The 24,235-nt window shown below is 66.1% G+C and carries 25 protein-coding genes; 5 read left to right on the top strand and 20 right to left on the bottom strand.

Going from position 1 to position 24,235, the window contains the following annotated elements; all coding sequences use genetic code 11:
- Position 1 precedes the first annotated feature (1 nt).
- The 12 genes from ACWEVR_RS15210 to ACWEVR_RS15155 form a co-directional block, all read right to left on the bottom strand.
- Entirely contained in the window at positions 2-490 is a 489-nt protein-coding gene (locus tag ACWEVR_RS15210; protein WP_067492291.1) for a h domain protein, read from the bottom strand.
- Entirely contained in the window at positions 487-1,308 is an 822-nt protein-coding gene (locus ACWEVR_RS15205) for a hypothetical protein (RefSeq protein WP_452467438.1), read from the bottom strand. Before ACWEVR_RS15205 ends, ACWEVR_RS15210 begins: the two co-directional genes overlap by 4 nt.
- Positions 1,305-2,708 (bottom strand): MCE family protein, encoded by a 1,404-nt coding sequence (locus ACWEVR_RS15200; RefSeq protein ID WP_181698735.1) that lies wholly within the window; start codon positions 2,706-2,708, stop codon positions 1,305-1,307. Before ACWEVR_RS15200 ends, ACWEVR_RS15205 begins: the two co-directional genes overlap by 4 nt.
- Entirely contained in the window at positions 2,705-3,922 is a 1,218-nt protein-coding gene (locus ACWEVR_RS15195) for an MCE family protein (RefSeq protein ID WP_452467437.1), read from the bottom strand. The genes ACWEVR_RS15200 and ACWEVR_RS15195 overlap by 4 nt, the downstream gene beginning before the upstream one ends.
- A complete protein-coding gene (locus ACWEVR_RS15190) occupies positions 3,919-5,181 on the bottom strand; it encodes an MCE family protein (RefSeq protein WP_452467436.1) in 1,263 nt (420 codons plus the stop codon). The genes ACWEVR_RS15195 and ACWEVR_RS15190 overlap by 4 nt, the downstream gene beginning before the upstream one ends.
- Positions 5,178-6,245, bottom strand: coding sequence for an MCE family protein (locus tag ACWEVR_RS15185; RefSeq protein ID WP_452467435.1), 1,068 nt, complete (start codon positions 6,243-6,245; stop codon positions 5,178-5,180). The genes ACWEVR_RS15190 and ACWEVR_RS15185 overlap by 4 nt, the downstream gene beginning before the upstream one ends.
- Positions 6,238-7,266, bottom strand: coding sequence for an MCE family protein (locus tag ACWEVR_RS15180; protein ID WP_084457243.1), 1,029 nt, complete (start codon positions 7,264-7,266; stop codon positions 6,238-6,240). The genes ACWEVR_RS15185 and ACWEVR_RS15180 overlap by 8 nt, the downstream gene beginning before the upstream one ends.
- Positions 7,263-8,462 (bottom strand): MCE family protein, encoded by a 1,200-nt coding sequence (locus ACWEVR_RS15175; protein ID WP_452467434.1) that lies wholly within the window; start codon positions 8,460-8,462, stop codon positions 7,263-7,265. The genes ACWEVR_RS15180 and ACWEVR_RS15175 overlap by 4 nt, the downstream gene beginning before the upstream one ends.
- 4 nt (positions 8,463-8,466) lie before the next feature.
- On the bottom strand, positions 8,467-9,318 hold the full coding sequence (locus ACWEVR_RS15170) for an MlaE family ABC transporter permease (RefSeq protein WP_067640714.1): 852 nt from the start codon (positions 9,316-9,318) through the stop codon (positions 8,467-8,469).
- 4 nt (positions 9,319-9,322) lie between these two features.
- The gene (locus ACWEVR_RS15165; protein ID WP_067492283.1) at positions 9,323-10,087 is read right to left on the bottom strand and encodes an MlaE family ABC transporter permease; all 765 of its coding nucleotides are present in this window, start codon (positions 10,085-10,087) and stop codon (positions 9,323-9,325) included.
- 311 nt (positions 10,088-10,398) lie between these two features.
- Entirely contained in the window at positions 10,399-11,301 is a 903-nt protein-coding gene (locus ACWEVR_RS15160) for a 3-oxoacyl-ACP reductase (protein WP_452467433.1), read from the bottom strand.
- A 43-nt stretch (positions 11,302-11,344) separates the two neighbouring features.
- The gene (locus ACWEVR_RS15155) at positions 11,345-11,533 is read right to left on the bottom strand and encodes a ferredoxin (RefSeq protein WP_452467432.1); all 189 of its coding nucleotides are present in this window, start codon (positions 11,531-11,533) and stop codon (positions 11,345-11,347) included.
- 159 nt (positions 11,534-11,692) lie between these two features.
- On the opposite strand from ACWEVR_RS15155, the gene ACWEVR_RS15150 reads away from it, so the two are divergent.
- Both ACWEVR_RS15150 and ACWEVR_RS15145 read left to right on the top strand, forming a co-directional pair.
- Entirely contained in the window at positions 11,693-12,886 is a 1,194-nt protein-coding gene (locus ACWEVR_RS15150) for an acyl-CoA dehydrogenase family protein (protein WP_452467431.1), read from the top strand.
- A 23-nt stretch (positions 12,887-12,909) separates the two neighbouring features.
- Positions 12,910-14,097, top strand: a complete 1,188-nt coding sequence (locus ACWEVR_RS15145) for an acyl-CoA dehydrogenase family protein (RefSeq protein ID WP_452467430.1) — start codon at positions 12,910-12,912, stop codon at positions 14,095-14,097.
- A 175-nt stretch (positions 14,098-14,272) separates the two neighbouring features.
- Here the strand turns inward: ACWEVR_RS15145 and ACWEVR_RS15140 are convergent, their stop codons facing one another.
- Positions 14,273-14,845 carry a TetR/AcrR family transcriptional regulator gene (locus ACWEVR_RS15140; RefSeq protein ID WP_452467429.1) on the bottom strand — a complete coding sequence of 191 codons (573 nt, stop codon included), beginning with the start codon at positions 14,843-14,845 and terminating at the stop codon, positions 14,273-14,275.
- A gap of 99 nt (positions 14,846-14,944) precedes the next feature.
- On the opposite strand from ACWEVR_RS15140, the gene ACWEVR_RS15135 reads away from it, so the two are divergent.
- Entirely contained in the window at positions 14,945-16,123 is a 1,179-nt protein-coding gene (locus tag ACWEVR_RS15135; protein WP_452467428.1) for an FAD-dependent monooxygenase, read from the top strand.
- 116 nt (positions 16,124-16,239) lie between these two features.
- Here the strand turns inward: ACWEVR_RS15135 and ACWEVR_RS15130 are convergent, their stop codons facing one another.
- Positions 16,240-17,883, bottom strand: a complete 1,644-nt coding sequence (locus ACWEVR_RS15130; RefSeq protein ID WP_452467427.1) for an acyl-CoA synthetase — start codon at positions 17,881-17,883, stop codon at positions 16,240-16,242.
- A 60-nt stretch (positions 17,884-17,943) separates the two neighbouring features.
- On the opposite strand from ACWEVR_RS15130, the gene ACWEVR_RS15125 reads away from it, so the two are divergent.
- Positions 17,944-18,726 (top strand): crotonase/enoyl-CoA hydratase family protein, encoded by a 783-nt coding sequence (locus ACWEVR_RS15125; protein WP_452467426.1) that lies wholly within the window; start codon positions 17,944-17,946, stop codon positions 18,724-18,726.
- A 54-nt stretch (positions 18,727-18,780) separates the two neighbouring features.
- Here ACWEVR_RS15125 and ACWEVR_RS15120 read toward each other — a convergent pair whose 3' ends face one another.
- The 5 genes from ACWEVR_RS15120 to ACWEVR_RS15100 form a co-directional block, all read right to left on the bottom strand.
- Entirely contained in the window at positions 18,781-19,077 is a 297-nt protein-coding gene (locus tag ACWEVR_RS15120; protein ID WP_452467425.1) for a hypothetical protein, read from the bottom strand.
- A gap of 6 nt (positions 19,078-19,083) precedes the next feature.
- On the bottom strand, positions 19,084-20,358 hold the full coding sequence (locus ACWEVR_RS15115) for a hypothetical protein (protein WP_452467424.1): 1,275 nt from the start codon (positions 20,356-20,358) through the stop codon (positions 19,084-19,086).
- Positions 20,358-20,657, bottom strand: a complete 300-nt coding sequence (locus tag ACWEVR_RS15110; RefSeq protein WP_452467423.1) for a WXG100 family type VII secretion target — start codon at positions 20,655-20,657, stop codon at positions 20,358-20,360. Before ACWEVR_RS15110 ends, ACWEVR_RS15115 begins: the two co-directional genes overlap by 1 nt.
- Before the next feature lie 3 nt (positions 20,658-20,660).
- Positions 20,661-20,987 carry a WXG100 family type VII secretion target gene (locus tag ACWEVR_RS15105; protein ID WP_452467422.1) on the bottom strand — a complete coding sequence of 109 codons (327 nt, stop codon included), beginning with the start codon at positions 20,985-20,987 and terminating at the stop codon, positions 20,661-20,663.
- 122 nt (positions 20,988-21,109) lie between these two features.
- On the bottom strand, positions 21,110-21,526 hold the full coding sequence (locus tag ACWEVR_RS15100; protein WP_067492273.1) for a VOC family protein: 417 nt from the start codon (positions 21,524-21,526) through the stop codon (positions 21,110-21,112).
- A gap of 150 nt (positions 21,527-21,676) precedes the next feature.
- Here ACWEVR_RS15100 and ACWEVR_RS15095 point away from each other — a divergent pair, with 150 nt between their 5' ends.
- Positions 21,677-22,675, top strand: coding sequence for a sigma-70 family RNA polymerase sigma factor (locus ACWEVR_RS15095; RefSeq protein WP_452467421.1), 999 nt, complete (start codon positions 21,677-21,679; stop codon positions 22,673-22,675).
- Positions 22,676-22,688: 13 nt separating this feature from the next.
- On the opposite strand, the gene ACWEVR_RS15090 is transcribed toward ACWEVR_RS15095, so the two are convergent.
- Positions 22,689-24,224 (bottom strand): acyl-CoA synthetase, encoded by a 1,536-nt coding sequence (locus ACWEVR_RS15090; RefSeq protein ID WP_452467420.1) that lies wholly within the window; start codon positions 24,222-24,224, stop codon positions 22,689-22,691.
- Positions 24,225-24,235 lie beyond the last annotated feature (11 nt).

The following is a 24,235-nucleotide window of genomic DNA, read 5'->3' as shown; positions in this document are numbered from 1 at the left end:
CTCAGACCGGCGTGACCTGGGAAACCAGCCAGCGATCGCCGGTCTTGTCCAGCGAGACCCGGACGCGACTGCCCGAGGCGGTGCCCTGCGGCGCGTCCTTGCTCGTGGTCACCTGATTCAGGTATAGCAGCACCACCGCGTGCTCGGGTTCGGCGGAGATCACGCCTTCGGCCTGCGTTGTCGCCTTGACCGTGAGCTGCTTCTCCTTGGCGCCGGGCGCGATGGCTTCCTCGATGAGCCGCAGGTAGTCGTTGCGGAAGGACTCGCTCAGGCCGTCGGCCGCCTTGGGCAGCTCGGTGTCGACGGTGACGTGTTCATAGCTGAACATGGCGCTCACCGTCCGGCTCGCCGTGCTCATCGCCTCGCCGCGGGCCTGCTCGGTGCGGTCGTGCTCCCACAGCTGGTAGCCGCTGACGCCGAGCACGGCGGCGGCGATCAGGCCGAAGACGGCGAGGACGCCGAAAATGATCTGTGCGCTTCTGCGGCTCATCCGACGAACTCCACTTTCGACACGGTCATGCCCGTCTCACCGTTGGTCACGGTGATGCGGAATCGGTACTGACGCGATTGGGGTTCGGGCGAACCGTTGTTGGTCACCGTCTGCTTGGCGGCGACGAGCACCTGCGCGGACTCGAGGTCGGCCGAGACGATGGCCGACTCGACAACGCTGCCGTTGGACACCACGTTGGCCTGCTTGACGACATCCATGAACGGGTCGACTCGACCGTCGAACTCGGACTTGAAGTCGCCCGATGCCACGGCAAGAATGCGGTCGATGTCTTCCTTGGCGGATTCGGCGCGGATGGTCGTCAGGTTCAGCACGGCTTGACGTGCGGTCTCGGTGTACTCCGCGCGCAGGTCCTCTTCGGCGTCGGTCATGAACGCGGCGACGGCGGAGATCCCGGCGCCGACCATGAGCGCGAGCACGAGGACGGCCGCCGCCGCGACGGCGAGGACGCGACGCACGCGCGACTTCTTCTCCGCGTCGGGAACGTTCGGCACCGCCGCGTCCTCGGACTGCGCGATACCGCCGGTGAACTTCACGGTCGGAGCGGACGAATCGACGGCGTCCTTGTCGATCTTCTCGGTCGGGACGGCGGGCTCGACGGCATCCTTGCCGAACTTCACCGTCGGTGCGGCGGCGCCCTTCGTGAACTTCACCGTGTCCGCCGACGTGGCGGCCTCAGCGGCTGGTGATACGGATTCGCTCTTACTCACGGCCACCGTCACGGCCGCCTTCTCCTCGACCGGCGGCCCGGCCGAGCGGGCGGCCCGGCGACGCGGGCGGCGGTTGTCGTTGTCGTTCATCGTTGCTGCTCCTCCAACATCGCCTGCCAGCTGGCCGGAACGGTGCCCGAACCATCGGTGGCGATGTCACCTTGGCGGTAGGTGCGTCCGTCTGTTCCCAGGTACGTACCCGTCGACGGATCATAGGGGCGCGCTGCGGCGGGCGTCACAGCACCCGTCGATGCGCCTGCCGGTGCGGACGCCGGAGCGACCGGCTCGACCTCGCCGAACGGCGGGTTGTTGCCCTCGGGCACGAACCCGGTCCGGCACAGTTCGGGGGTGGGTGCACGGCGGCCGGGGAACTCCATGCACGGGGTGTTGCGGATGCCGCGGACCGCGATGTTCGAGTCCTGCGGAACCTTGCAGTACAGCCCGGGCGGAGTGTCCATCGGGGTCAGATCGCTTGGTTCGCGCCACTGCTCCGCGGGCAGGAAGCCGGTGGTGCAGGCGGGCGGGTCGTTGAGCACGGTCATGAAGTCGACCATCACGCCATACTTGGCCGGACCGCGGATGGCGGTGCGCAGCGCCGCGATCAAGGGCGGGAAAACGACCAGAAGTTGTTCCACGCTGGCGTTGTACGTCACGCCGACCTGCCCGAGGCTCACCAGGTTTCGCGCCAGCAGCGGCAGGGTGGGACGCAGATCCTGGAACTGCTTGTTCACCACCTCCATCGCGGAAGGGCCGTTGTTCAACAGGTTTCGCAGCGTCGGGTCGCTTTCGCGGAGCTGGTCGGTGATGGTGGCGAGATCGTTTGTCCAGGAACGGATATCGGCCTCGGACTCGATCTGGGTGTCGAGCAGCGGGCCGATCTGGTCGAGCAGCTTCTTGGTCGGTTCGATGTCGGTCTCGGCCTGCTGGATCAGCAGCGCCGCGGAGTCGATGAACCGTTGCAGGTCGGGTCCGGCGCCGTTGAACGCCAGGAACGCCTCGTCGATCACCTGGCGCAGGCGGGTGTCGGCGACGGTGGCGAGCAACTTGTCGGCTTGATCGAGCATCGCGCCGACGTCCTGCGGCAGATGAGTGCGCTGCACGGGGATCACCGAGCCGTCGCGCAGGTGTCCGTCGGCGGGCTGTTCGCTCGGCACGAGGTCGACGTACTGCTCGCCGATCGCCGAGACACTGCGCACCCAGGCGCTCGAATCGGCGGGGACCTTGTAGTCGCTGTCGATCGACAGGTCAGCCTCGACGCCCGCGGGCGTGAGCCGCACCGCCTCCACCTTGCCGATGTTCTGGCCCCGGTAGGACACATTGGCCGTCGGGTAGAGCCCGCCGGTGGCGGCGAGCTGCACGGTCACCGCGTACCGGCCGATGCCGAACATCGCGGGAACATGCAGGTAGCTGCCGCTCATCACGACCAGGCCGATCACGGTGAGCACCGCGAAGATCGCGAGCTGGGCTCGCACGAACCGGGTGAGTTTCATCGACCCGCCCCTTCCTGGCCGGGCAGCGGCGCGGTGATACCGGGGATGGCGGGTAGACCGGGAATGGACGGTAGCCCGGGGATGACGGGCGCGGGGGCCGGTGCGGGCGCCATCGGCGCGGTGGCCGGGTCACCGGCATCCGTCGCGGTCGACGGCGCGAACGAGCCGACCACACCCTCGACGCCGCCGAAGCGACCGCCGAGCGGCGTACCGGTGAGCCAGTTGCTGTCGAGACGGCTGGCGGTCAGGTCGAAGGTGATGAACAGATTCAGGTAGTCGCCCATGATCGCGTTGTCGATATTCCTGATCGGGAACGGGAAGGTCGGCAGGATGCCGAGCGCCTGGATCAGGTTGGTTCCGGTGTCGGCCAGTGTCTGCAGCACGGGGCCGAGACTGCGCAGGTTGGCCACCAAATCGTCGCCGCTGGTCTTGATCAGTCGTTCACTGACGTCACCGAGCTCACCGAGCGCCGTGATCGCCCTGGTGATGTTGGCCGATCGGTCGGCAAGGGCGGTGAGCGCGGGATGGATCTGCTCGATCGCCTCGGCGATCACCTCGCGCTGACCGGCCAGTTTCACCGCCAGCCGATCCAGACCCTCCATCGCGGCGATGATGCTGCCGGTCTGGCGCTGCAACCCGGTCGTCAGCTCGTTGAGCTGCGGGAGCAGGTCGGCGATCTCGTCCTCACGACCGTTCACCATCGCGTTCAGCTCGGTGGTGATCGTCTCGAGCTGGGCGATCCCGCCGCCGTTGAGCACCACCGACAGCGACGACAGCACCTGTTCGGTGGTCGGGTAGGCACCGGCCCGTTCGAGCGGGATGACATCGCCGCCCCGCAACTGTCCGGTCGGCGCTTCGCTTGTCGGGGCGGCCAATTCGACGTGGTTGCTGCCGAGCAGACTGGTCTGCCCGATCTTGGCGACCGCGTTGGCCGGCAGGCGCACATCGGGATTGAGCGAGACCGTCACCAGCGCGTGCCAGCCTTCGACCTCGATCCCGGTGACGTTGCCGACCTCGATGTCGTTCACCCGCACCGGCGAATTCCGGGTCAGCGTCGTGACATTGGGCATCTGGATGCGCACCGTGTAGGAGCCGTCCATCCGCCCCTCGGAGCCCGGCATGGGCAGCGAGTTGAGCCCGTCGAACTGACAGCCGGTGGTGCCGAGCGCCACCGCGACGCCGACGGCCAGCCCGGCGAGTATGCGCCGCCTCATCGCGGTCCTCCTGGAATAGCAAGCCCCGCAAGGCCTTCGGGCACGGTGATCGGCGCCGCGCCGGGCGGCTGGTCCTGCTGGACCGCACCTTCAAGGCTCGGGTCGCTGTACACCAGCTGCTCGGGGAAGGCGGTGACGCCACTGGCCGGGTTGGTCATGATCGGCACGTAATTCATTGCCAGCGAACTGATCACCGGTGCGAGGAACTCGGCGCACAGATCGGCGGAGCGGTCCGAGTTGTTGTGTTCGATGGCCCGGATCGACCCGCACAGGAAGCTGAGCGGATTGGCCGTGTTGTTCAGTGCGACAGCACCGGTGAGCGAGCCCTGAGCCGGTTTGTAGAGCTGGTAGAAGTTCACCATCGCCGTGGGGCCGGAGTGCAGCACCCGCTCGATCTCGGGCCGATTGTCCACCAGGGTCTGGGTGACGTCGGCGAGCCGCTCGACGCCCTCGGTCAGCTCACCTCCGGTCCCCTCGAGAAACCGCTTCACATCGGCCAGTGCCACATCGAGACTGTCCAGACCGGCGCCGAGTTCTTCCGACGCACCGGCCAGCACCGACGACACCGACGCGAGCCGGCCGCTGAACTGCACGATCTGCTCGTTGCTCGCCGAGAGCACCTCGACGAACTTCTGCAGGTTGCGGATGGTGGCGAACAGGTCGGTTCGCCCGTCGGACAGGGTGGTCAGGGTCGCCGACAGTTCCCGCAGGGTGTCGCGGAACTTCTGGCCGTTGCCGTCGAGGTTCTGGGCCGCCGTGTCGACGAAGCGGCCGAAGGAGCCCTGCTTGTCGTCACCGACCGGACCGAGCGCCGCCGACAGTTTGGTCAGCTCGGCCTTGATCTCGTCCCACTCCACCGGCACCGCGGTGCGCTCGAGCGGAATCTGCGCTCCGTCGGCCAGTTTCGGGCCGCCGCTGTAGGCAGGCGCGAGCTGCACGAACCGGGCCGAGACCAACGACGGCGCGATGATGACGGCGCGCGCGTCGGCGGGCAGATCGATATCGCTGTCGATGCTCATCTTCACCTGAACCTGGCCGCGGCCCGGTTCGATGGAGTCGATGCTGCCGACGGTGACGCCGAGAACCCGCACCTCGTCGCCCGCGTACAGACCGGTGGTCGAGGTGAACGAGGCGGTCACCGTGTTCTTTCCGACGCCGGTCACGAGGTAGACACCGACCGCGACCAGCGCCGCGATCACCACCACCGCCACCGCGATCGTCCAGCGCGGCAACCCGCGCACCTGCTGGGTCAAGCTCATCGCGGGGGATCCTCCTCGGCAGGAGCGATGTACGGCGTCCTGGGGTGGGTGAAGATGTCGATCACGTCCTGGGGCAGTTGTTCGGGCCAGACCAGCGCGTCGACGAGTGGACGGAGCTCGACACTCGACGCGTTCACCACGTAGGCGTTGAACCAGGGCCCGTTGCCGACCTGCTCGCCGAGCGCGGCGGCGTAGGGGCCGAGACCGTCGAGGGCATCGTTGAGGTTCTGCTTGTTGCGCTGGAGCAGGGCGAGGACCGAGTTCAGGCGGTCCAGCGTCGGCCGCATCTGCGGCTCGTTGTCGGCGACCAGGCCCGAAAGCTGTTTGGCCACATCGTCGATGTACACGACGAGCTGGTTGATCGCGGCGCGGCGCCGGTCGAGCTCGCCGAGCAGCGCGTTGCCGTCGATGAGCAGCGTGTTGAGCTGGGTGCTGCGGTCGGCCAGGATCTTGGTGACGTTCTGTGCCCTGGCAAGCAGGTCGGTCAGCGCCTGGTCGCGGGTGTTGATGCTGCGGGAGAGGGCGGTGACACCGTCGAGCGCGTTGCGCAGCGGTCCGGGCGTATCGGCGAACGCCGCCGACAGCGTGTCGAGGGTCTGGTCGACCTGCTCCAGGTCGAGGTCACGCACCGTCCCGCCGAGATCGCTCAGTGCTTCGTTGAGCGAGTAGGGCGAGGTGGTCCGCTCCACCGGAATGGTGTCCCGCGCGCCGATGGCGCCGGGGCCGTCCGGCACCACGTCCAGCGATTTGCGGCCGAGCACGGTGTTGGTCTTGATCGCGGCGGTCGTCTTCTCCCCCAGCACGATCGACTCGTCGAGGTCGAACTTCACCAGCACTTTGTCGCCGTCGAGGCTCACCTGCCGTACCTCGCCGGAGCGCACACCGGCCACATGCACCGGGTCGCCGGGGACGAGACCGCCCGCGTCGAGGAAGTTCGCGGTGAAGGTCGCACCCGAGCGGATGAACGGCAGGTCGGTGAATTGCAGCGTCGCGAGCGAGATCGTCAGCGCCAGCACCACGCCGACGATGCCGATCGTCGCCGCGGGCGAGGAGTCGTCATTCATTGGGCTTACACCTTCCGGTGACCTGCAGCGCCGGCATGTGCACTTCCATCGGCTTGCCATCGGGGCCACTGATCAAAAAGTTGGTACCGCAGATGTAGAGCTGGAGGAAGGAGCCGTAGGAGCCGATCCGGATGAGCTTCTTGTAGGTATCCGGCAGTCTGTCGAGCACCCATTGGATGTGATCGGACCCCTCGTCCAGGTTGGTGGCGAGCCGACCGGTCTGTTCGATGGTGGAGCGCAGATCGGGACGGGCCTGCACCAGCAGGTCGTTGACCTCCTTGGTCGCGCCCGCGATCCTCGGCAAGGCGTTGCCGATCGGGTCGCGCTCCGCGGACAGGTCGCTGACCAGGCGCTGCAGTTCGTCGATGGTGGTGGCGAATTGATCGCCGCGATCGCTGACCGTGGCGAGCACGGTGTTCAGGTTGTCGATCACGCTGCCGATCAGCGCGTCGCGATCGGCCAGGGTCTTGGCGAAGCCGCCACCGCTGTTGAGCAGCGACACGAGCGTTCCACCCTGCCCCTGGAAGATCTGCAGCAGCGCCTCGGTGAGGTCGTTGACCTGCGCCGGGTCGAGCCCGCGCAGCAGCGGCTTGAATCCGCCGAGCAGCAGGTCGAGGTCGAGGGCGGGCTGGGTCTGCTCGAGGCCGATGGTGTCGCCGTCGGAAAGCCGGCGAGCCGAACCCGGCCCCTCCAGCAGCTCCAGATACCGGTCGCCGACCAGGTTCTCGTACTTGATCGCCGCCCGGGTGCTGGCCAGGACCGCGTACTTGGTATCGACATCGAACTCGACGTGCGCGAGGTTGTCGTCGCCGACCTTCACCGAGGTCACCGAACCCACCGGCACACCGGCGATGCGCACCTTGGCACCGGGCACCATGCCCGAAGAACTGGTGAACACCGCGCGATAGCCGTTCTCGCTGGAAAACCGCGCCTGACTCAAAACGATTGCCAGACCGGCGAATACCAGCGTCATCACCACGGTGAAGATCGCCAGTTTGATCGTCGTCCCTGTGTTCTTCACCGTGTCACTCCCGGCATTCCGTCCAGCAGCAGCTGGAATACCCGAGGCATGCCGTGGAATTCGTGGCGCGTGGTCGGTGCGTACGGAGCGCCCTCGCTGGTGTCGGTCACCAGGTAGTCCGAATGGCTCTCCGGGACGCGGTCCAGCACGCCTTCACAGCGCGGGCCTCCGGTCGCGTTCACCTTGGGCAGGTCGTCCGGGTAGCTGTAGGGCTTGGCACCGAGCATGAAGCTCGCGTTCATGCCGACACCGGGCAGCAAACCACCCATCATGTCCTCGGCGATCGGGATCAGTGTGCCGAGTCCGTTGACCACACAGCTCACCGATTCGCGGTAGTCGTACAGCAGCGCGGTGGAAGGACGCAGCAGGTCCAGTGCGGTCACCAGATCGTTCTCGTTCTCCCGCAGGACAGTTCCGGCCGTATCGGACAGGCCGATTACATTCACCAGCACGTTGTCGAGCTGACCCTGCATTTCGGTGATGGTCTGCGCGGTGCCCGTCGAATTGTCGACCGTGCGCAACAGCGGATCGGCGACATCGGCGTAGATCCCGGTCACCTGCGCGGTCTTGTCCAGATCCGTCTGCAGCGTCGGCAGGTACGGATTCAGTTCGCGCAGATAGCGATCCGATCGGACGAGCAGATCGCCGAACTTGTCACCGCGCCCTTCGAGGGCGGTACCGAGCGCGGTCAGGGTCGCGTTCAGCTTTTCGGGCTCCACCTGGGCGAGCACGTCGGACAGGTGCTGGAACAGGGTGTTGAACTCGACGGTCACCGAGCTCGCCGAGACGGTGCTGCCCGGCACCAGCGACTTCGACGAGGGCTGTTCCGGGACAATGAAATTGACGTATTTGGCGCCGAACACCGTGGTGGAGCGGATGTCGACCCCGGCGTTGTCGGGCACGAGCTTCAGCTGGTCGGGGTCGAGTTCCAGCCGCAGGGTCGCACCGTCGGCGGCCAGGTCGATGTCGGCGACCCGGCCGATCTCTACGCCGCGCACCTTCACCTTGGCGTCGGGGTCGAGGACCAGGCCCGAGCGTGGCGCGTCGACCAGCACCACGGCGGTGTTGGTGAACGCGCCCTGGAACAGCGCGATCGCGAAGGCCGCGCCCGCGACGAGTACGCCGACGAGGGCAAGCGCCGCGAGCTTGCGCCCGAGCCCGCCCTGCAGTGCGGCAACGATCCGTGAGGTGTCCATACCGCTATCCCGAGAGGTGGAAGTTGCCGGAGGTGCCGTAGATGGCCAGCGAGATCAGCAGCGTCACCGTGACGACCGCGACCAGCGAGGCCCGCACCGCGTTGCCGACCGCCACACCGACGCCGACCGGACCGCCCGCGGCGTGGAAGCCGTAGTAGGTGTGGATCAGCATCACGGCCAGGGCCATCACCATCGCCTGCGCGAACGACCACAGGATGTCGCTGGGGATGAGGAAGGTCGAGAAGTAGTGGTCGTAGACGCCCGCCGACTGCCCGTAGATCACCACGGTGGCGAAGCGGCTGGCGATGAACGAGGCGATCACCGCCAGGGCGTAGAGCGGCACGATCGCGATCATGCCCGCCAGCACCCGGGTGCCGACCAGGAACGGCACCGGCCGGATCGCCATCGATTCCAGCGCGTCGATCTCCTCGGCCACGCGCATGGCGCCGAGCTGAGCGGTCGCGCCCGCGCCGATGGTCGCGGCCAGGCCGATACCGGAGATCACCGGCGCCGCGATGCGCACATTGATGAAGGCGGCGAAGAAGCCGGTGAGCGCCTCGACACCGATATTGCCGAGCGAGCTGTAGCCCTGCACCGCGATGGTGCCGCCCGCCATCAGCGTCAGGAAGCCGACGATGACCACGGTTCCGCCGATCACGGCGAGAGCGCCACTGCCCATGCTGATCTCGGCGATGAGTCGGATGGTCTCGGTGCGGTAGTGCACCAGGGCACGCGGTACCGAGCCGAGTGCCTTCACGAAGAAGATCGCCTTGTCACCGAGGGAGTCCATCGCCTTGGACGCCCGCTCGTACCGACGGACCGCGCGGGGAAATTTGGAACGAACTACGAAGGCCATGTGTTCACCGCACCGTGAATTTCAGGCCGATCGCGGTGACGACGACATTCACCACGAACAGCGCCATGAAGGCGAACACGACGGTCTGGTTCACGGCGTCGCCCACACTCTTGGGCCCGCCTTTCACCTGCAGCCCGAGATAACAGGCGACCATTCCGGCGATGAGCCCGAACAGGCCCGCCTTGATTTCGGAGATGATCAGCTCGGGCAGATTGGTGAGCAGCGGAATGCCGTTGACGAAAGCACCGGGATTCACGCCTTGCAGAAACACCGAGAACGCGAAGCCACCGACGATGCCGACCGTGCACACCAGGCTGTTGAGCATCAGCGCCACGAACATCGAGGCGAGCACGCGCGGCACGACCAGCCGGCTCACCGGGTCGATCCCGAGCACCTTCATCGCGTCGATCTCCTCCCGAATGGTGCGGGCGCCGAGGTCGGCGCAGATCGCTGTCGCACCCGCTCCGGCCACGATCAGCACCGTGACGATCGGGCCGACCTGCGTGACGGCGCCGAACGCGGCGGCCGCCCCGCTGAGGTCGGCGGCACCGATCTCGCGCAACAGGATGTTGAGGGTGAACACGACGAGCACGGTGAACGGGATGGCCACCAGCAGCGTCGGCAGGATGGAGACGCGCGCGACGAACCAGGACTGGTCGACGAACTCACGCCATTGGAACGGCCTGCGGAAGGCGGCTCGTGCCACTTCCGCGCCGAGTTCGAAGAATCCGCCGACTGCCCGCAACGGGACAGCAAGGAGGTCGTTCACCGGCAATCCTCCTCGTTAGACGGGCGGACCATGGCGTCCGCGTTTCCGTACTTCACCGCCACCCCGATCTGAAGACTGCCCAAAGACTAGAACACGTTCTCACGAATGTCTGCGATTTCCAGAGACTTGTACCAGGAGTTTTTCCCGGAAAATGCCATCCGAACTGAAACGACTCCTGACCGCTTCACCCAGACCTCCTGTGAGACACCACACACGCCGACGTCCATGTCTACCAATACCTGGACCGGCGTACAACAGATCTGCGGCGAGCCGGGTCGGCGACTTTCCGCCCGGCCAACATCGGGCAACCCTCAGCCGAGATCGCGAAGCGCTCGCGCCGAGAAAGTGTGATCGGCCGGGCGGCCGGCGAAGTACTGCCGCAGGGTCGAGGCGAGATCGTCCTCGGCCCACTGTTCGCCCGCGGCATCGAAGCGCTGCTCGACCGTCGGCGGCGCCATCAGCGCGACCATCGGGCCGTAGACCACGAAGACCTGCCCGTTCACCTCGTCGGCCGCGGGTGAGGCCAGGTAGGCGACCAGTTTCGCGACATGTTCGGGAGCCAGCGGGTCGACCTGACCCTCGGGCGCCTCGGAGAAGACAGCCTCGGTCATGGCCGTGCGCGCACGCGGGCAGATCGCGTTGGCCCGCACGCCGTAACGCGACAATCCGCGCGCCGCCGAAAGGGTGAGCGCCGTGATGCCCGCCTTGGCCGCACCGTAGTTCGCCTGGCCTTCCGGACCGAGCAGACCGGCCTCGGAGGAGGTATTGATCAACCGCCCGTACACCGGTTCGCCCGCCGCTTTGGAGGCTGTTCGCCAATACGAACAAGCATTGCGCGACAAAAGAAAATGGCCGCGCAGATGAACGGCGAGGACCGCGTCCCAGTCTTCGTCGGACATGTTGAACAGCATGCGATCGCGCGTAATACCCGCATTGTTGACAACGATATCGAGGCCCCCGAGCGATTCCCGCGCGGTGGTGACGAGCGCGTCGGCAGTGGCACGTTCGGCGATACTTCCACCGACGAATTCCGCTTTTCCGCCGAGTTCGCGTATTGCGGCGATCGTTTCGGCGGCCGCGTCCTCGGTGAGGTCGTTGACGACCACCGCCGCGCCCGCCGAGGCCAGCGCGAGCGCCTCGGCCCGGCCGAGACCCGCGCCCGCACCGGTCACGACGGCGACCCGGCCCTCCAGTGAAGTCTGCATCACACTCATCGGGCCGACTTTAGAACGTGTTTCACCATCCGACAAGAGGCGATCACGCCAATCGCAGCGCGGCCTTCGGGCACTGCGCCACCGCCTCCTCCGCATCGGCGACGCGGTCGGCGGCGATATCGCCCTCGGCGACGGCCAGCTGATCGTCGTCATCGAGTTCGAACATGTCAGGGGCGATTCCGACGCAGACGCCGTTCGCTTCGCAGCGGTCGAAATCGACGATGATCTTCATGGGATCTTCCTTCCAGACGGTCTCGGCGAGAGTAACCCGGATGACATACCTCGCGCGGTGAGAACCGGCACCGATTCACTGTCAATACTGGAACATGTTCCAGTTGCTGTGCAATGATCGGCTCACTGAAAGCTGGAGTTCGACACCGAGGTGGGAAGCATGCGCGTCGCGTACACGCCGCAGCAGGAAGAATTGCGCGCCGAGCTGCGCGCGTATTTCGCCGGGCTCATGACACCGGAGCGCAAGAAGGCGCTGAGCCTGCAGACCGGCGAGTACGGCGAGGGCGACGTATACCGCGAGGTGGTGCGTCAGATGGGCCGCGACGGCTGGCTCACGCTGAGCTGGCCCAAGGAGTACGGCGGCCAGGACCGGACCACCATGGATCAGCTGATCTTCGTGGAAGAGGCCGCCATCGCGGGTGCGCCCGTCCCGTTCCTGACGCTCAACTCGGTGGCGCCGACCATCATGCAGTACGGCACCGAGGAGCAGAAGAAGTTCTTCCTGCCCCGCATCGCCGCCGGTGAGCTGCACTTCGCGATCGGCTATTCCGAGCCGGGCGCGGGTACCGACCTGGCCTCGCTGCGCACCGCCGCGGTGCGCGACGGCGACGACTTCGTCGTCAACGGTCAGAAGATGTGGACCAGCCTCATCGCCTACGCCGACTACATCTGGCTGGCCGTGCGCACCGACCCCGCTGCCAAGAAGCACAAGGGGATCAGCATGTTCATCGTGCCGACCTCCGCCGAGGGCTTCTCCTGGACGCCGGTGCACACCATGGCCGGGCCCGACACCAGCGCCACCTACTACCAGGATGTTCGCGTTCCCGCGTCGTCGATGGTCGGCCCGGAGAACGGCGGCTGGTCGCTGATCACCAACCAGCTCAACCACGAGCGGGTCGCTCTCACCTCGGCCGGGCCACTGTCGCTGGCCGTGGCGCAGACGACCGCGTGGGCCCGTGACACGCTGCTGCCCGACGGTTCTCGCGTGATCGACCAGGAATGGGCGCGGCTGAATCTGGCCCGCGTACATGCCAAGGTCGAATATCTGAAGCTGCTGAACTGGGAGATCGCCAGCCGCGCCGACCAGGGCGGCGAGGCCGCGCCGCGCCCGTGGGATGCCTCCGCGTGCAAGGTGTACGGCACCGAGCTGGCCACCGAGGCCTACCGGCTGCTGATGGAAGTGGTCGGCGCCGACGCCTACCTGCGCCAGGACTCCCCCGGTGCGGTGCTGCTCGGCAGGCTGGAGCGGATGCACCGCGCCGCCCTGATCCTCACCTTCGGCGGCGGTACCAACGAGGTGCAGCGCGACATCATCGCCATGACCGCCCTGCGCCAGCCCGCCGCCGCCCGCTGATCCACGAAAGCCGGTAAACCGCCATGGATTTCACCCCCACCGAAGCCCAGACCGACCTCGCCCGCCTCACCGGCGAGGTCTGCGCCAAACTCGTCACCGCCGATCGGCTGCGTGAGCTCGACACACCGGGCCGCTTCGACGAGCAGCTCTGGAAGGCGCTCGCCGAAACCGGCGTGCTCGCTGCCGCACTGCCGGACACGCTGGGCGGCAGCGATTTCGGCGAGCTCGAGCAGTCCGCTGTCCTGCGCGAACTCGGCCGCTCCGTTGCCGCGGTGCCGTACCTGTGGTCGATCGTGCTCGGTGCGGGTGCGCTCGCGCGGTTCGGCGAGGCGGACCAGCACGCGCTGGCACAGCGCGCAGGGGCGGGTGAGGTGGTGCTGACGGCGGCTCTGTCGTCGTCGCTGCACGATCCGATCGGTGCACCCGGGATCACCGCGACTCCTGCCTCTGCCGACAGCCCCGCCGCCGCGGCCGATCCGGCGAGCAGCAACCCAGCCGGTGACGATTCACCCTCGCGCGGCACGGGCGCCGCGTGGACATTGACCGGCGTCGCGACGACCGTCCCGTACGCGGACCGGGCAGAGCGAATCCTGGTCCCCGCGTTGATTTCCGGCGATGACTCGGCGGCCGGCACCGTGGCGGTATTCCTGGTCGACCCGGCGAATGCCGTGGTGACGCCGCAGCAGGTCGTCGACCTGTCCCCCGAATTCCTCGTCGAGTTCGCGGATACCCCGGCCGAACTGCTCGGCACCGTGGAATCCGGCGCCGACATCCTCACCTGGCTGCGCGAGCGCGCCTGGCTCGGCCTCTCCGCCCTGCAGCTCGGCACCCTGGAACGCGCACTCGACATCACCGCCGAGCACACCCGCACCCGCGAACAGTTCGGCAAGGCCATCGGCTCCTTCCAGTCGGTGGCCCAGCGCCTGGCCGACGCCTACATCGACATCGGCGGCCTCCGCCTCACCGTCACCCAGGCGGCCTGGCGCCTGTCCGAGGGCCTGCCCGCCACCGAGGCGGTACACATCGCCAAGTTCTGGGCAGCCGAAGCGGGCCACAAGGTCGCCCACACCGTCGTCCACGTCCACGGCGGCCTCGGCATCGACCGCGACCACATCACCCACAACTACTTCACCGCCGCCAAGCACCACGAATTCGCCCTCGGCGGCGCGACCCCCCACCTCCTCGCCCTCGGCGCCCAGCTGGCGGGATAAGCGACAACCACCGCGCGCCGCGTTTCGAGCCGGCGGTTCGACCTGCCGGTCGCCCGCTGCGACCACGACTTCGACGCGGTCGCAGCGGTTTTCGCATACTCGTGATCGCGCGCTCGCGACGCTTCATCCGACGGGTTGCGCATACCGATGCCGACCAGGGCTGTCGTTCACCGACTCACAAGGTCAAGTAGCGCTGCAAGGTCGGCGCGATGTCGGTGACGATCTGGGTCGGGGCGAGAGCCACCACCGGCGGTAGGCGCAGGATGTAGCGGCACAGGGCCAGGCCGAGGAGTTGGGTGACGATCAATCCGGCGCGGCGGGGGGCGTCGGCCGGATCGCCGAAGCGCAGGACCGCGGGGAGGACCTGGGCGGCGAAGATCTCGCGGACTCGCTCGGCTACCGCGTCGTCGGTGATCGAAGTGCGCAGCAGGATCAGCAGGACGGTGTTGTCGTTGTCCTCCCAGATGGTGAGGAAGCGGCGGATCAGTAGCTCCCCCAATGCGTTCGGGTCGGCGGCGCCGAGGTCGGGGAGATCGAGGTCGATCTGGGCCGCGGCGGCGAAGAGGCCGTCCTTGGAGCCGAAGTAGCGCATCACCATCGATGGATCGATGTCGGCGTCGGCGGCGATGGCGCGAATGGTGGCCTTGGCGTAGCCGTCGGCGGCGAAGCGGGCGCGGGCAGCGGCGAGGATGGCCGCGCGGGTGGCATCGGAGCGTCGGACCGGCTGCTCTTGCGGTGCGGATGACATGCCAACGATTGTAGGCCAACAACCGTTGACTTCCTAGCTACGCCGGGTCTATCGTTATGCCTACAAGCGTTGGCAAACACTCGTTGACCAGGAGTCGAAATGGCCGCCACCACCCTCCCCGCAACCACTTCCGTCGTCATCGTCGGCGCGGGCCCCGCCGGCCTCACCACCGCGATCGTGCTCGCCGAAGCGGGCGTCGAGCACGTGCTCATCGACCGTCTCGCCGAGGGCGCCAACACTTCTCGCGCCGCCGTGGTGCACGCCAGGACACTCGAGGTGCTCGACGAGCTCGGTATCGCCGACGAACTCGTCGGACTCGGCATCGAAGTGCCGACCTTCAAGGTGCACGACGGCTCGAAGACCCTTGCCACCATCGAATTCGGCGACCTGCCGACCGCGTTCCCCTACACCCTGATGGTCCCCCAGGACGTCACCGAGCGCGTCCTGCTCGCCCGCCTCCACAAGGCGGGCGGGCGGGTGCACCGCCCGATCACGGTGACCGCGGTCCGCAGCGAAAACGACTCCGCCACCGTCGAATACGTGAACGCCGACGGCACACCGGGCAGCATCGCGGCCGACTACGTGGTCGGCACCGACGGTATGCACAGTGTGGTCCGCGAGCAGGCGGGCATCGGCTTCACCGGCGACACCTACCCCGCCTCGTTCGTCCTCGCCGACGTCCGGATGACCTGGCCGTCCCCGCGTAGCGAGGTCTCCCTGCACCTTTCACCCGAAGGCGTCACCGTCGTCGCCCCGCTCCCCGACGCGGACGGCGAGCGCTACCGCGTGGTCGCCACCGTGGACGAGGCACCCGAACACCCCACGCGCGCGGACATCCAGGCCGTCCTCGACGCCCGCGGCCCGGCGGGCGAGGTCCGCGTCGACGAGGTCCTGTGGAGCTCACGCTTCCGCGTGCACCACCGCGTCGCCGACCGGTACCGCGCCGGCCGCGTTCTCCTCGCGGGCGACGCCGCCCACGTCCACAGCCCCGCGGGCGGCCAGGGCATGAACACCGGCATCCAGGACGCCGCCCTGCTCGGCACCCTGCTCGCGAAAGTCACGGCGGGCGAGCCGGATTCCCTGCTCGACACCTACGAAACGACCCGCAGGCCAATCGCGACCGAAGTCGTCGCCTTCACCGATCGCATGACGAAAATGGCCACCCTCGGCTCCACCCCCGCCCGCACCCTCCGCAACACCGCCATGCGCGTCCTCACCCGAATCCCCGCCGTCCGCACCCGGCTCGCCTACCAACTCGCCGAACTCCGCTCCCGCTGAGCCACCACGCTCTGGTGGCGGCAAAGCCCGAGAGGCCACCGCGGTGGCGAAGGCCCGGTAGACACGAATCGGCCCGCTCAGCGAGATGCTGGGCGGGCCGATTCGATTATGTCGCCTCAGGAGGCGCCTGCGTCGGCGTGCTCATCGGCGGGACGGGCGTCGGTCTGCTCCTTGGCCCAGCGGTAATCGGGTTTACCGGCGGGTGAGCGCTTGATCTCGTCGACGAACCACAGGCTGCGTGGCTGCTTGTAGGAGGCGATCTCCTGGGTGAGCAGCGGCCTCAGCTCGGTGAGGGTGGGGCGCTTGTCACCGCGACACTGGACAACGGCACACACCCGCTGACCCCACCGCTCGTCCTCCACACCCACGACGAGCGCGTCGAAGATCTCGGGGTGGGCCTTGAGCGCGCCCTCCACCTCTTCGGGGTAGATCTTCTCGCCACCGCTGTTGATGCTCACCGAACCACGGCCGAGCATGGTGACGGTGCCGTCCTCCTCGACGCGCGCGTAGTCGCCGGGGATGGCGTAGCGAATCCCGTTGTACTTCTTGAAGGTCGCGGCCGACTTCGCCTCGTCCTTGTAGTAGCCGAGCGGGATGTGGCCGCTGCGCGCGAGCATGCCGACGACGCCGGAACCGGGCTCCACCGGCTTGCCGTCCTCGTCGAGCACCTGGGTGGCCGCGTCGATCTTCACCCGCGGACCACCGGTGTGGGTGGCGCCCTTGGTTACCAGCGCCAGACCGCCGAAGCCCGTCTCCGAGGAACCGATGGAGTCGGAGATCATCCGGTTGGGCAGTACCTCGAGGAACTTGTCCTTGAGCGAGGGCGAGAACAGTGCGGCGCTGCTGGCGAGCACGTACAGCGTCGAGAGGTCGTAGGGCTCACCGGTTTCCGGGTTGCCCTCGGCGAGCGCGTCGAGCATCGGGCGCGCCATCGCGTCACCGGTGATGAAGAGCAGGTTCACGCCGTGCTTGTCGACGGCCTGCCAGACACCGTGCCCGCTGAACTCCGGGATCATCACGGCCTTGCCGCCACCGAACAGGCTGTGGAAGGTGGCCCACTGCGAGCCGCCGTGGATCATCGGCGGGATCGGGTAGCGCACCATCTGCGGGTTGGCGGCGCCGACCTTGGCCAGCTCCCATTCGTCCTTGACGTATTCGCCGGTCACGAAGTTGATGCCCGCGCCGAGCACCCGCCAGACGTCCTCGTGGCGCCACATGACGCCCTTGGGCAGGCCGGTGGTTCCGCCGGTGTAGAGCATGTAGATGTCGTCGGGCGAGCGTTCGCCGAAGTCGCGCTCGCCGGACGAATCGGCAAGGACCGCCTCGTATTCCACCGTTCCCGGTGCGGTCGGGGTGTCGGTGCCGTCCTCGACGACGATCACCGTCTTCAGGGCGGGCACCTTGTCGCGCACCGCGGCCACCCGGTCGCTGTAGCGGCGCTCATGGACCAGGGCGACCATGTCCGAGTTGTCGAAGATGTGTAGTAACTCGTTCTCGACGTAGCGGAAGTTGACGTTGATCATCACCGCCCGCGCCTTGAAGACGGCGACCATCGCTTCGACGGCCTCCACGGTGTTCCGGCTGTAGATTCCGACTTTGTCGCCGGGACGCACACCCTGTTCCAGCAGGTAGTGGGCCAGTTTGTTGGCCCGCTCCTCCAGTTCGGCGTAGGTCGACTCACGATGTTCGCCAACCAGCACGATCCGGTCGGACATCAGGTCGATGGCATGTTCGACGAGATCGGCTATGTTGTAGCTCACAAAGACAAAAATAGAACGTGTTACTGTTTCTGACAAGGCTGAACGTCAGGAGACATCGAAATGGCCCACTGTCTGGTCGAGAAGCGAGACCACGTCCTCATCGTCACCATGAACCGTCCGGAGGCGCGTAACGCCTTGTCCGGCGAGATGATGGCGATCATGCGCGACGCCTGGGACCAGGTCGACAGCGATCCCGATATCCGCGTCGCGGTCCTGACCGGCGCGGGCGGCGCGTTCTGCGCGGGGATGGACCTGAAGGCGATGAGTTCGTCGCATCCGGGCGACACCGCCGCGGGCGGCGGCTGGGATCCGGCCTACCTCCCGGCTCTGCTGAAGGGACGGCGGCTGAGCAAGCCGCTCATCGCCGCGGTCGAAGGCCCGGCCATCGCCGGTGGCACCGAGATCCTGCAGGGCACCGACCTGCGCGTGGCCGGGGAAAGCGCCAAGTTCGGCGTCTCCGAGGCCCGCTGGGGCCTGTTCCCGCTCGGCGGTTCCGCCGTGCGCCTGGCCCGCCAGATCCCCTACACCGTGGCCGCCGATCTGCTGCTGACCGGCCGGCACATCACCGCCGCCGAGGCCAAGGAGATCGGCCTGATCGGCCACGTGGTCCCCGACGGCACCGCCCTCGACAAGGCCCTCACCTTGGCAGGCCAGATCGCCGACAACGGCCCCCTCGCCGTCCAGGCGATGCTGCGCACCCTGCGCGAAACCGAGGCCATGCCGGAGAACGAGGCGTTCCCCATCGAGGCGAAGATCGGCATCGAGGTCTTCAAATCGGCCGACGCCAAGGAAGGCCCCCGAGCCTTCGCCGAGAAGCGCAAGCCGAACTTCACCGGCTCCTGACACGCCACAGGGCGCCGGGCATGTGCCCGGCGCCCTTCGGGTCGGCCTGTCCGCTCAGTCTCCGATGAACATCAGGTAGCCGTTCTCGCGGATAGCGGCCTCGGCCAGACGACGAAGTTGCTCGAGCGCCTGCCGTTGCGCTGGCGTTTCCACGTCGATCTCCTCGAGCTGCTCGAGGATTATCATCAGCTGCCACCTGTTGAACATCGTGTCGGCATACCGGTCGATCCCGCGAAGCAAACACGTCTTGGGCTGTGCAGCGCAGAGGAAATACAGCGTGTTTTCCGCATCATCGGTAAAGCGCTGCTCAACCTTGTGGTTCATATCCTGTATCGCGATTCCGAGACCCACTTCAAGTCACCCTTCTTTAACAGGATACATCGTACGAACTGTACCGAATCGGTCTTGAATCACCACATACTTCCTCGTCGGCACGCCACCGCCCTCACTGATGGAGGCGTTACCGACATAGCGGTCGAATACGACCACCTCACGCCGATACGTTCCATCACCCTGAGGAATTGGTGGTGAATTCTTAGCGGCGTCTACAAGCGCATACGGATCTTCGGCTGCATTGAAAGTACCTTTATCGCTTGTGTTTTCCGAACCTCCAGGGTAATGCTTTCTGCGGACATATTCCTCGGATACATTTGTCAACACAGGCGGAGGAACGGAATTGGCGCCACCCGAGTCATCTCCGGTATCCGGGCTCTCACCTTCCAGAACGATCGGCAGGGAGATTATCTCCTTGAGACGCTCTGAATGAACAGCTAGATCAGGGAGTCCGAGAAACGGTCTACTACTTACAACCTGGTGAAACTCACTGGACTCCACGGGGTCATATACCATTTCCTTGAGGTCATCACCAAAAATTGGTGCCGAGCAATCGACCAGCACGTAAGTATCTAGAACCATCACCCTGCAACTGCCGTTCGACTCCAGATTTGCCTTGATAGTCGTACGCAGCGACTGGAGCTTTTCATGGTAGCTTTCGACAGCGGCATGAACGATCTTGGCGGCGTTTACTATGTCTCTTGCCGCCAGCTCCAACGTCTTCAGGCGATCCCTTACGTGGTTGACGCTTTCCTCCGTGGAGTACTCGAAGGTGCGCGATATCGCGACGATCTCGTCGGGAGATGTTGTCACATCACCATGCAGTCCACTGTTCGACCATCCGTCATACCTGGCCAGCAGAAGTTTTCCTGTGTCTCCGTTCGGAATCGACTCGACCTTGGACATCCCTACTCCGTTGACCTGTATGCCATCACCGTTTGCACCCTTCGCTACATGCACAGAGACGTAGGGATTGCCAATCGAGGGAGTCGGAGTCGGACGATCAGGATGCGGGAGGGTCTGGTTGATTACGTCCCAATTATATGCCGTTGCCAGGAGGATATCTCCGTAGTGATTCAGCGCTTCGACCATTACTGTCATCGTCGCAATCCACGATGAGCTCGCGTCCTCGTACGCGGAAGTCCACGCGGCCGTGAAATGGTAGTCACCCGCCATCCCTACACACGAGGACGTGAGAACTCGATGAAGATTTCCCTGCTGAACGAATATCTTGGAAGCTATTCTATGACATGCAGAAGCAGCATTCCTGTAATCAACGGCCTCGATCTCCCATCCCATCAGACTCTTGACATTCTGATGTTCATGGCTTGCACTCTCAAGAAGCCGGCCCGGCGGCGGCCGATTTCTTCACCAGCATCCTGGACGCCCGCGACGAACTCCCTGGCAGCGCTCACCCATTGGGCTTGCGCGGCCTCGAAAGCGTCTGCCGCCGCTCCGCTCCAACTGCCGGATCGCAGCGTCGCCATCTTGGCGTCGAAGACATCCAACTGCTCACCGAGAAAGCCCGCGAGCCCAATCAGCTTTGTCGAAACCTGCTCTAGGTGATCAACATCAACGGTAAACCTGCTGCTACTCATTATTCAGTCCAGATCAAGCGAACTGATATGGTCGGCACCGGTGCCGTCTTGTTGCGTGAAAGTCGTAGAGACAACATGCAGAGAGTTTGCCAGGCCGGTCAGTGAACCGAGCAGTTCCGGGCTCCGTTCGTAGACCAGCGCCCATCTTTCGGCAAAGTTTTCCGCAGCGGTTCCGGTCCACGTCTTGCCCATCTCATCGATTTCCCGCACAGCGGTTTCGAGTGAGAATTCGAACAGCTGCACCAGGTCGGTCAGATACTGACCGACCTGACCGACTTCCGCTGGAACAACGAAGAGGCTCGCCGAAGGTTCGCCCTGTGAGTCAGTCACGTTGTACTCCCACCCCGTTTCTCGATCACGGATGAGAGTAGTTGAAGCTCGTCGGATCGGCGCGCCTCCGCCTCAGTGGCCTTCCAAGGCGCCGGGTGCAGTGTCCGGCGCCTCTTGTCGGCTCAGGCTCCCGGGTAGTTCATGAAGAACGGCTCCCACTGGTGGCCGTCCGGGTCGATGAAGGTGCGGCCGTGCATGCCTACCTGTGCCTCTTCGGCGCGCTTGTCGTCGTTGACTTCCTCGCGCGCACCGGCCGCGACGGCGGCGTCGGTCAGCGCGTCGACCTCCTCGGCGCTACCCAGCGACAGCGCGTAGGCCGCGGCGACCTGGCTGCCGGTATCGGCGATGGGACGCTTGCTGAACGTCGTGAAGAAGTCCTTGGTCAGCAGCATGAGGCAGATGTTGTCGTCGACGACGATGCAGGCCGCGTTCTGGTCGGTGAAGTCCTCGTTGACCTTCCACCCGAGCGCCTCGTAGAACCCCTTGGAGCGGTCGAGGTCGGCGACGGGGAGGTTGATGAAGATCATCTTGCTGCTCATGGTTTTCAGCCTTTCGGAGCGTCGTTGCGGTCTCGTTCATGTAGACGCTGTGACGCGTGGGGATTCATCGCCGAACCGGAAAATTCGCGAAATCTCGATAGTCCGATTCGTCCTCTGTCGGCTGTCGGACCCCTGTGGCATCGTGAAACCATGACGGACGCCACAACCGCAACCACCGGACCGGACCCCGAGGTCCTCGCCGAATTCGAAACCCACCGGCGCGAGTTGTGCGCGTACGCCTACCGCATGCTCGGCTCCTCCTTCGAGGCCGAGGACGCGGTGCAGGAGACGTTCACGCGCGCCTGGCGCTCCTACGATTCCTTCGAGGGCCGGGCGAGCCTTCGCTCGTGGCTCTACAAGATCGCCACCAACATCTGTCTCGACATGCTCGATCGCCCGCAGAGCCGAGCCAGACCGATGGATCTGAACGGCCCGGGCCGCCCGGATTCGCCGCTGCCGATGCCGCAGCCGGACTACGTGTGGATCGAGCCGATCCCGAACGCGCTCGCCTTCGGCGCCGACCCGGCCGATCACGCCTCGACCAAAGACACCTTGCGCCTCGCGTTCGTCGCCGCGTGTCAGCATCTGCCCGCCACCCAGCGCGCGATCCTGATCATGCGTGAGGTGCTGCGCTTCTCGGCGAGCGAGACCGCGGAGGCGCTGATGATGTCGCCCGCGTCGGTGAACAGCGCGCTGCAACGCGCCCGCTCGACGATGTCGAAGGTGCAGCCGACCGTCACCGACGGCTTCGACGACACCGACCCCGATCAGCGCAAGCTCGTCGACGACTTCGTGAAGGCCTTCGAGGCCTACGACATGGACGCGCTCACCACCTTGCTGAAAGCCGATGTGGCGCTGTCGATGCCGCCCTTCGACCTCTGGATCTCCGGTCCGGAGAACGTGGCGGCGTTCATGCTCGGCACCGGAAGTGCCTGCCGCGATTCGCGGATGGTTCCGCTGGAAGGCGCCAACGGCCTGCCCGCGTTCGGCCATTACAAGCCGAGCGAGGAGCCCGGCGTCTGGGTGCCGTGGTCGATCACGGTGCTCGAACTGGAGGGCGACACCATCGCCGGCCTCAACTTCTTCCTCGACACCCAGCGCCTGTTCCCGCTGTTCGGCCTGCCGCCCGAGTGGCGCGAAGCCGCCTGAGCGGCAGGCTCTTTCAGAGCAGCCTGCGCTTGTACAGCTTGCCGTTGGGGTCGCGTGGCAGCTCCGCACGGTATTCCACCGTGCGGGGCAGCTTGTACTTGGCGAGCTGACCGGCCGCGAAGGCGAGCAGGTCGGTGGTGAGTTCGTCGTCGCCCGCGACACCGTCGACCGGCTGCACGAACGCCTTCACCTGCTGACCCCAATCCGGGTCGGGCACACCGAGAACCGCCACGTCGGCGACCTTCGGGTGACTCATCAGCACGCCTTCGATCTCGGCCGGGTAGATGTTCACGCCGCCGGAAAGGATGAGGTCCGAGCGCCGGTCGCAGAGGAACAGGTAGCCGTCCTCGTCGAGGTAACCGATGTCGCCGACGGTGAACAGATCACCGACGCGCGACTCCTCGGTCTTCTCCTTGGCGTGGTGGTACTCGAAGCTCGAGGCGCCCATCTTCATGTAGACCAGGCCCTCTTTGCCCGGCGGCAGTTCGGTGCCGTCGGTCTCGTCGAGGATCTTGATGACCGACCACGGCCAGGCCTTGCCGACCGATCCCGGCTTGGCCAGCCATTCGGTCCCGGAGATCACCGTGCCGCCGCCCTCGGTGGCGGCGTAGTACTCGGTGACGACCGGACCCCACCACTCCAGCATCTGTCGCTTGGTCTGCGGCGGGCACGGCGCGGCGCCGTGCACCATGCTGCGCAGCGACGACACGTCGTAGCGGGCGCGTACCTCGTCGGGCAGGGCGAGCAGGCGATGGAACTGGGTGGGCACCATGTGCGAGTGGGTCACCCGGTGCCGTTCGATGAGTGCGAGCATGTCCTGCGCGTCCCACCGGTCCATCAGAACGAGCTTGTGCCCCAACTGGATCGAGATGGTCGAGAAGTTCAGTACGGCGGTGTGATAGAGCGGCGAACCGCAGATGTGCACGTGGTCGTCGTAGGGCGCCAGCCCGAAGAGGCTGAAGAACGCCTTGTTCGGCGCGGGGACCTCGTCGGGATCGGCGCCGGTCAGCGGGCGGCGAACGCCCTTGGGGCGCCCGGTGGTTCCGGAGGTGTAGAGCATCGGTGCGCCGACCGAGCGCTCGCCCGGCCTGCCGGTATCGGCCGCGCCGAGCCACGACACCGGCCGGAAGCCCTCGATGGTGCCAACGGCGAACCGCGCGTCGGCTGGGAGTCCGGCCTCGTCGGCGGCCGCGGCGGCGGTGGCGGCGAACCGTTCGCTCGCCAGGAAGGCCGAGGCTTCACTGTCCTGGAGGATGTAGGCGATCTCGGGCGCGGTCAGATGCCAGTTGACCGCGACGATGTAGAAACCGCACTGGTAGGCGGCGAAGTACGCGGCGATCGCCTCGACGCCGTTGTGCAGCATGCTGACAACGACGTCTCCAGTTCGCAATCCGATCCCGCGTAGCCCGTTGGCGTACCGGTTGGCGAGGGTGGCCAATTCTCGATAGGTGATCTCCCGGCCGTCCGGGTCGACGACGGCGACCCGCTCGGGTTCGGCCGCGGCGATATTCCACAGTCCGAGGATTTCCGTTGTCTGCTGACTGCTCACCCCTACGAATT

The organism is Nocardia sp. NPDC003979 (genome assembly GCF_053605015.1).
Note: the sequence above shows the minus strand (reverse complement) of the source record. Positions and strands in the feature narration are given on the sequence as shown.

What these genes read in the sequence shown, in the direction of transcription:
- ACWEVR_RS15175 (WP_452467434.1), bottom strand. Translation starts at nt 8,462, where the DNA reads ATGGACACCTCACGGATCGTTGCCGCACTGCAGGGCGGGCTCGGGCGC.
- ACWEVR_RS15100 (WP_067492273.1), bottom strand. Translation starts at nt 21,526, where the DNA reads ATGAGCAGCAAGATGATCTTCATCAACCTCCCCGTCGCCGACCTCGAC.
- ACWEVR_RS15115 (WP_452467424.1), bottom strand. Translation starts at nt 20,358, where the DNA reads ATGGGATGGGAGATCGAGGCCGTTGATTACAGGAATGCTGCTTCTGCA.
- ACWEVR_RS15160 (WP_452467433.1), bottom strand. Translation starts at nt 11,301, where the DNA reads ATGAGTGTGATGCAGACTTCACTGGAGGGCCGGGTCGCCGTCGTGACC.
- ACWEVR_RS15190 (WP_452467436.1), bottom strand. Translation starts at nt 5,181, where the DNA reads ATGAGCTTGACCCAGCAGGTGCGCGGGTTGCCGCGCTGGACGATCGCG.
- ACWEVR_RS15145 (WP_452467430.1), top strand. Translation starts at nt 12,910, where the DNA reads ATGGATTTCACCCCCACCGAAGCCCAGACCGACCTCGCCCGCCTCACC.
- ACWEVR_RS15155 (WP_452467432.1), bottom strand. Translation starts at nt 11,533, where the DNA reads ATGAAGATCATCGTCGATTTCGACCGCTGCGAAGCGAACGGCGTCTGC.
- ACWEVR_RS15140 (WP_452467429.1), bottom strand. Translation starts at nt 14,845, where the DNA reads ATGTCATCCGCACCGCAAGAGCAGCCGGTCCGACGCTCCGATGCCACC.
- ACWEVR_RS15205 (WP_452467438.1), bottom strand. Translation starts at nt 1,308, where the DNA reads ATGAACGACAACGACAACCGCCGCCCGCGTCGCCGGGCCGCCCGCTCG.
- ACWEVR_RS15150 (WP_452467431.1), top strand. Translation starts at nt 11,693, where the DNA reads ATGCGCGTCGCGTACACGCCGCAGCAGGAAGAATTGCGCGCCGAGCTG.
- ACWEVR_RS15200 (WP_181698735.1), bottom strand. Translation starts at nt 2,708, where the DNA reads ATGAAACTCACCCGGTTCGTGCGAGCCCAGCTCGCGATCTTCGCGGTG.
- ACWEVR_RS15210 (WP_067492291.1), bottom strand. Translation starts at nt 490, where the DNA reads ATGAGCCGCAGAAGCGCACAGATCATTTTCGGCGTCCTCGCCGTCTTC.
- ACWEVR_RS15110 (WP_452467423.1), bottom strand. Translation starts at nt 20,657, where the DNA reads ATGAGTAGCAGCAGGTTTACCGTTGATGTTGATCACCTAGAGCAGGTT.
- ACWEVR_RS15195 (WP_452467437.1), bottom strand. Translation starts at nt 3,922, where the DNA reads ATGAGGCGGCGCATACTCGCCGGGCTGGCCGTCGGCGTCGCGGTGGCG.
- ACWEVR_RS15095 (WP_452467421.1), top strand. Translation starts at nt 21,677, where the DNA reads ATGACGGACGCCACAACCGCAACCACCGGACCGGACCCCGAGGTCCTC.
- ACWEVR_RS15135 (WP_452467428.1), top strand. Translation starts at nt 14,945, where the DNA reads ATGGCCGCCACCACCCTCCCCGCAACCACTTCCGTCGTCATCGTCGGC.
- ACWEVR_RS15185 (WP_452467435.1), bottom strand. Translation starts at nt 6,245, where the DNA reads ATGAATGACGACTCCTCGCCCGCGGCGACGATCGGCATCGTCGGCGTG.
- ACWEVR_RS15170 (WP_067640714.1), bottom strand. Translation starts at nt 9,318, where the DNA reads ATGGCCTTCGTAGTTCGTTCCAAATTTCCCCGCGCGGTCCGTCGGTAC.
- ACWEVR_RS15125 (WP_452467426.1), top strand. Translation starts at nt 17,944, where the DNA reads ATGGCCCACTGTCTGGTCGAGAAGCGAGACCACGTCCTCATCGTCACC.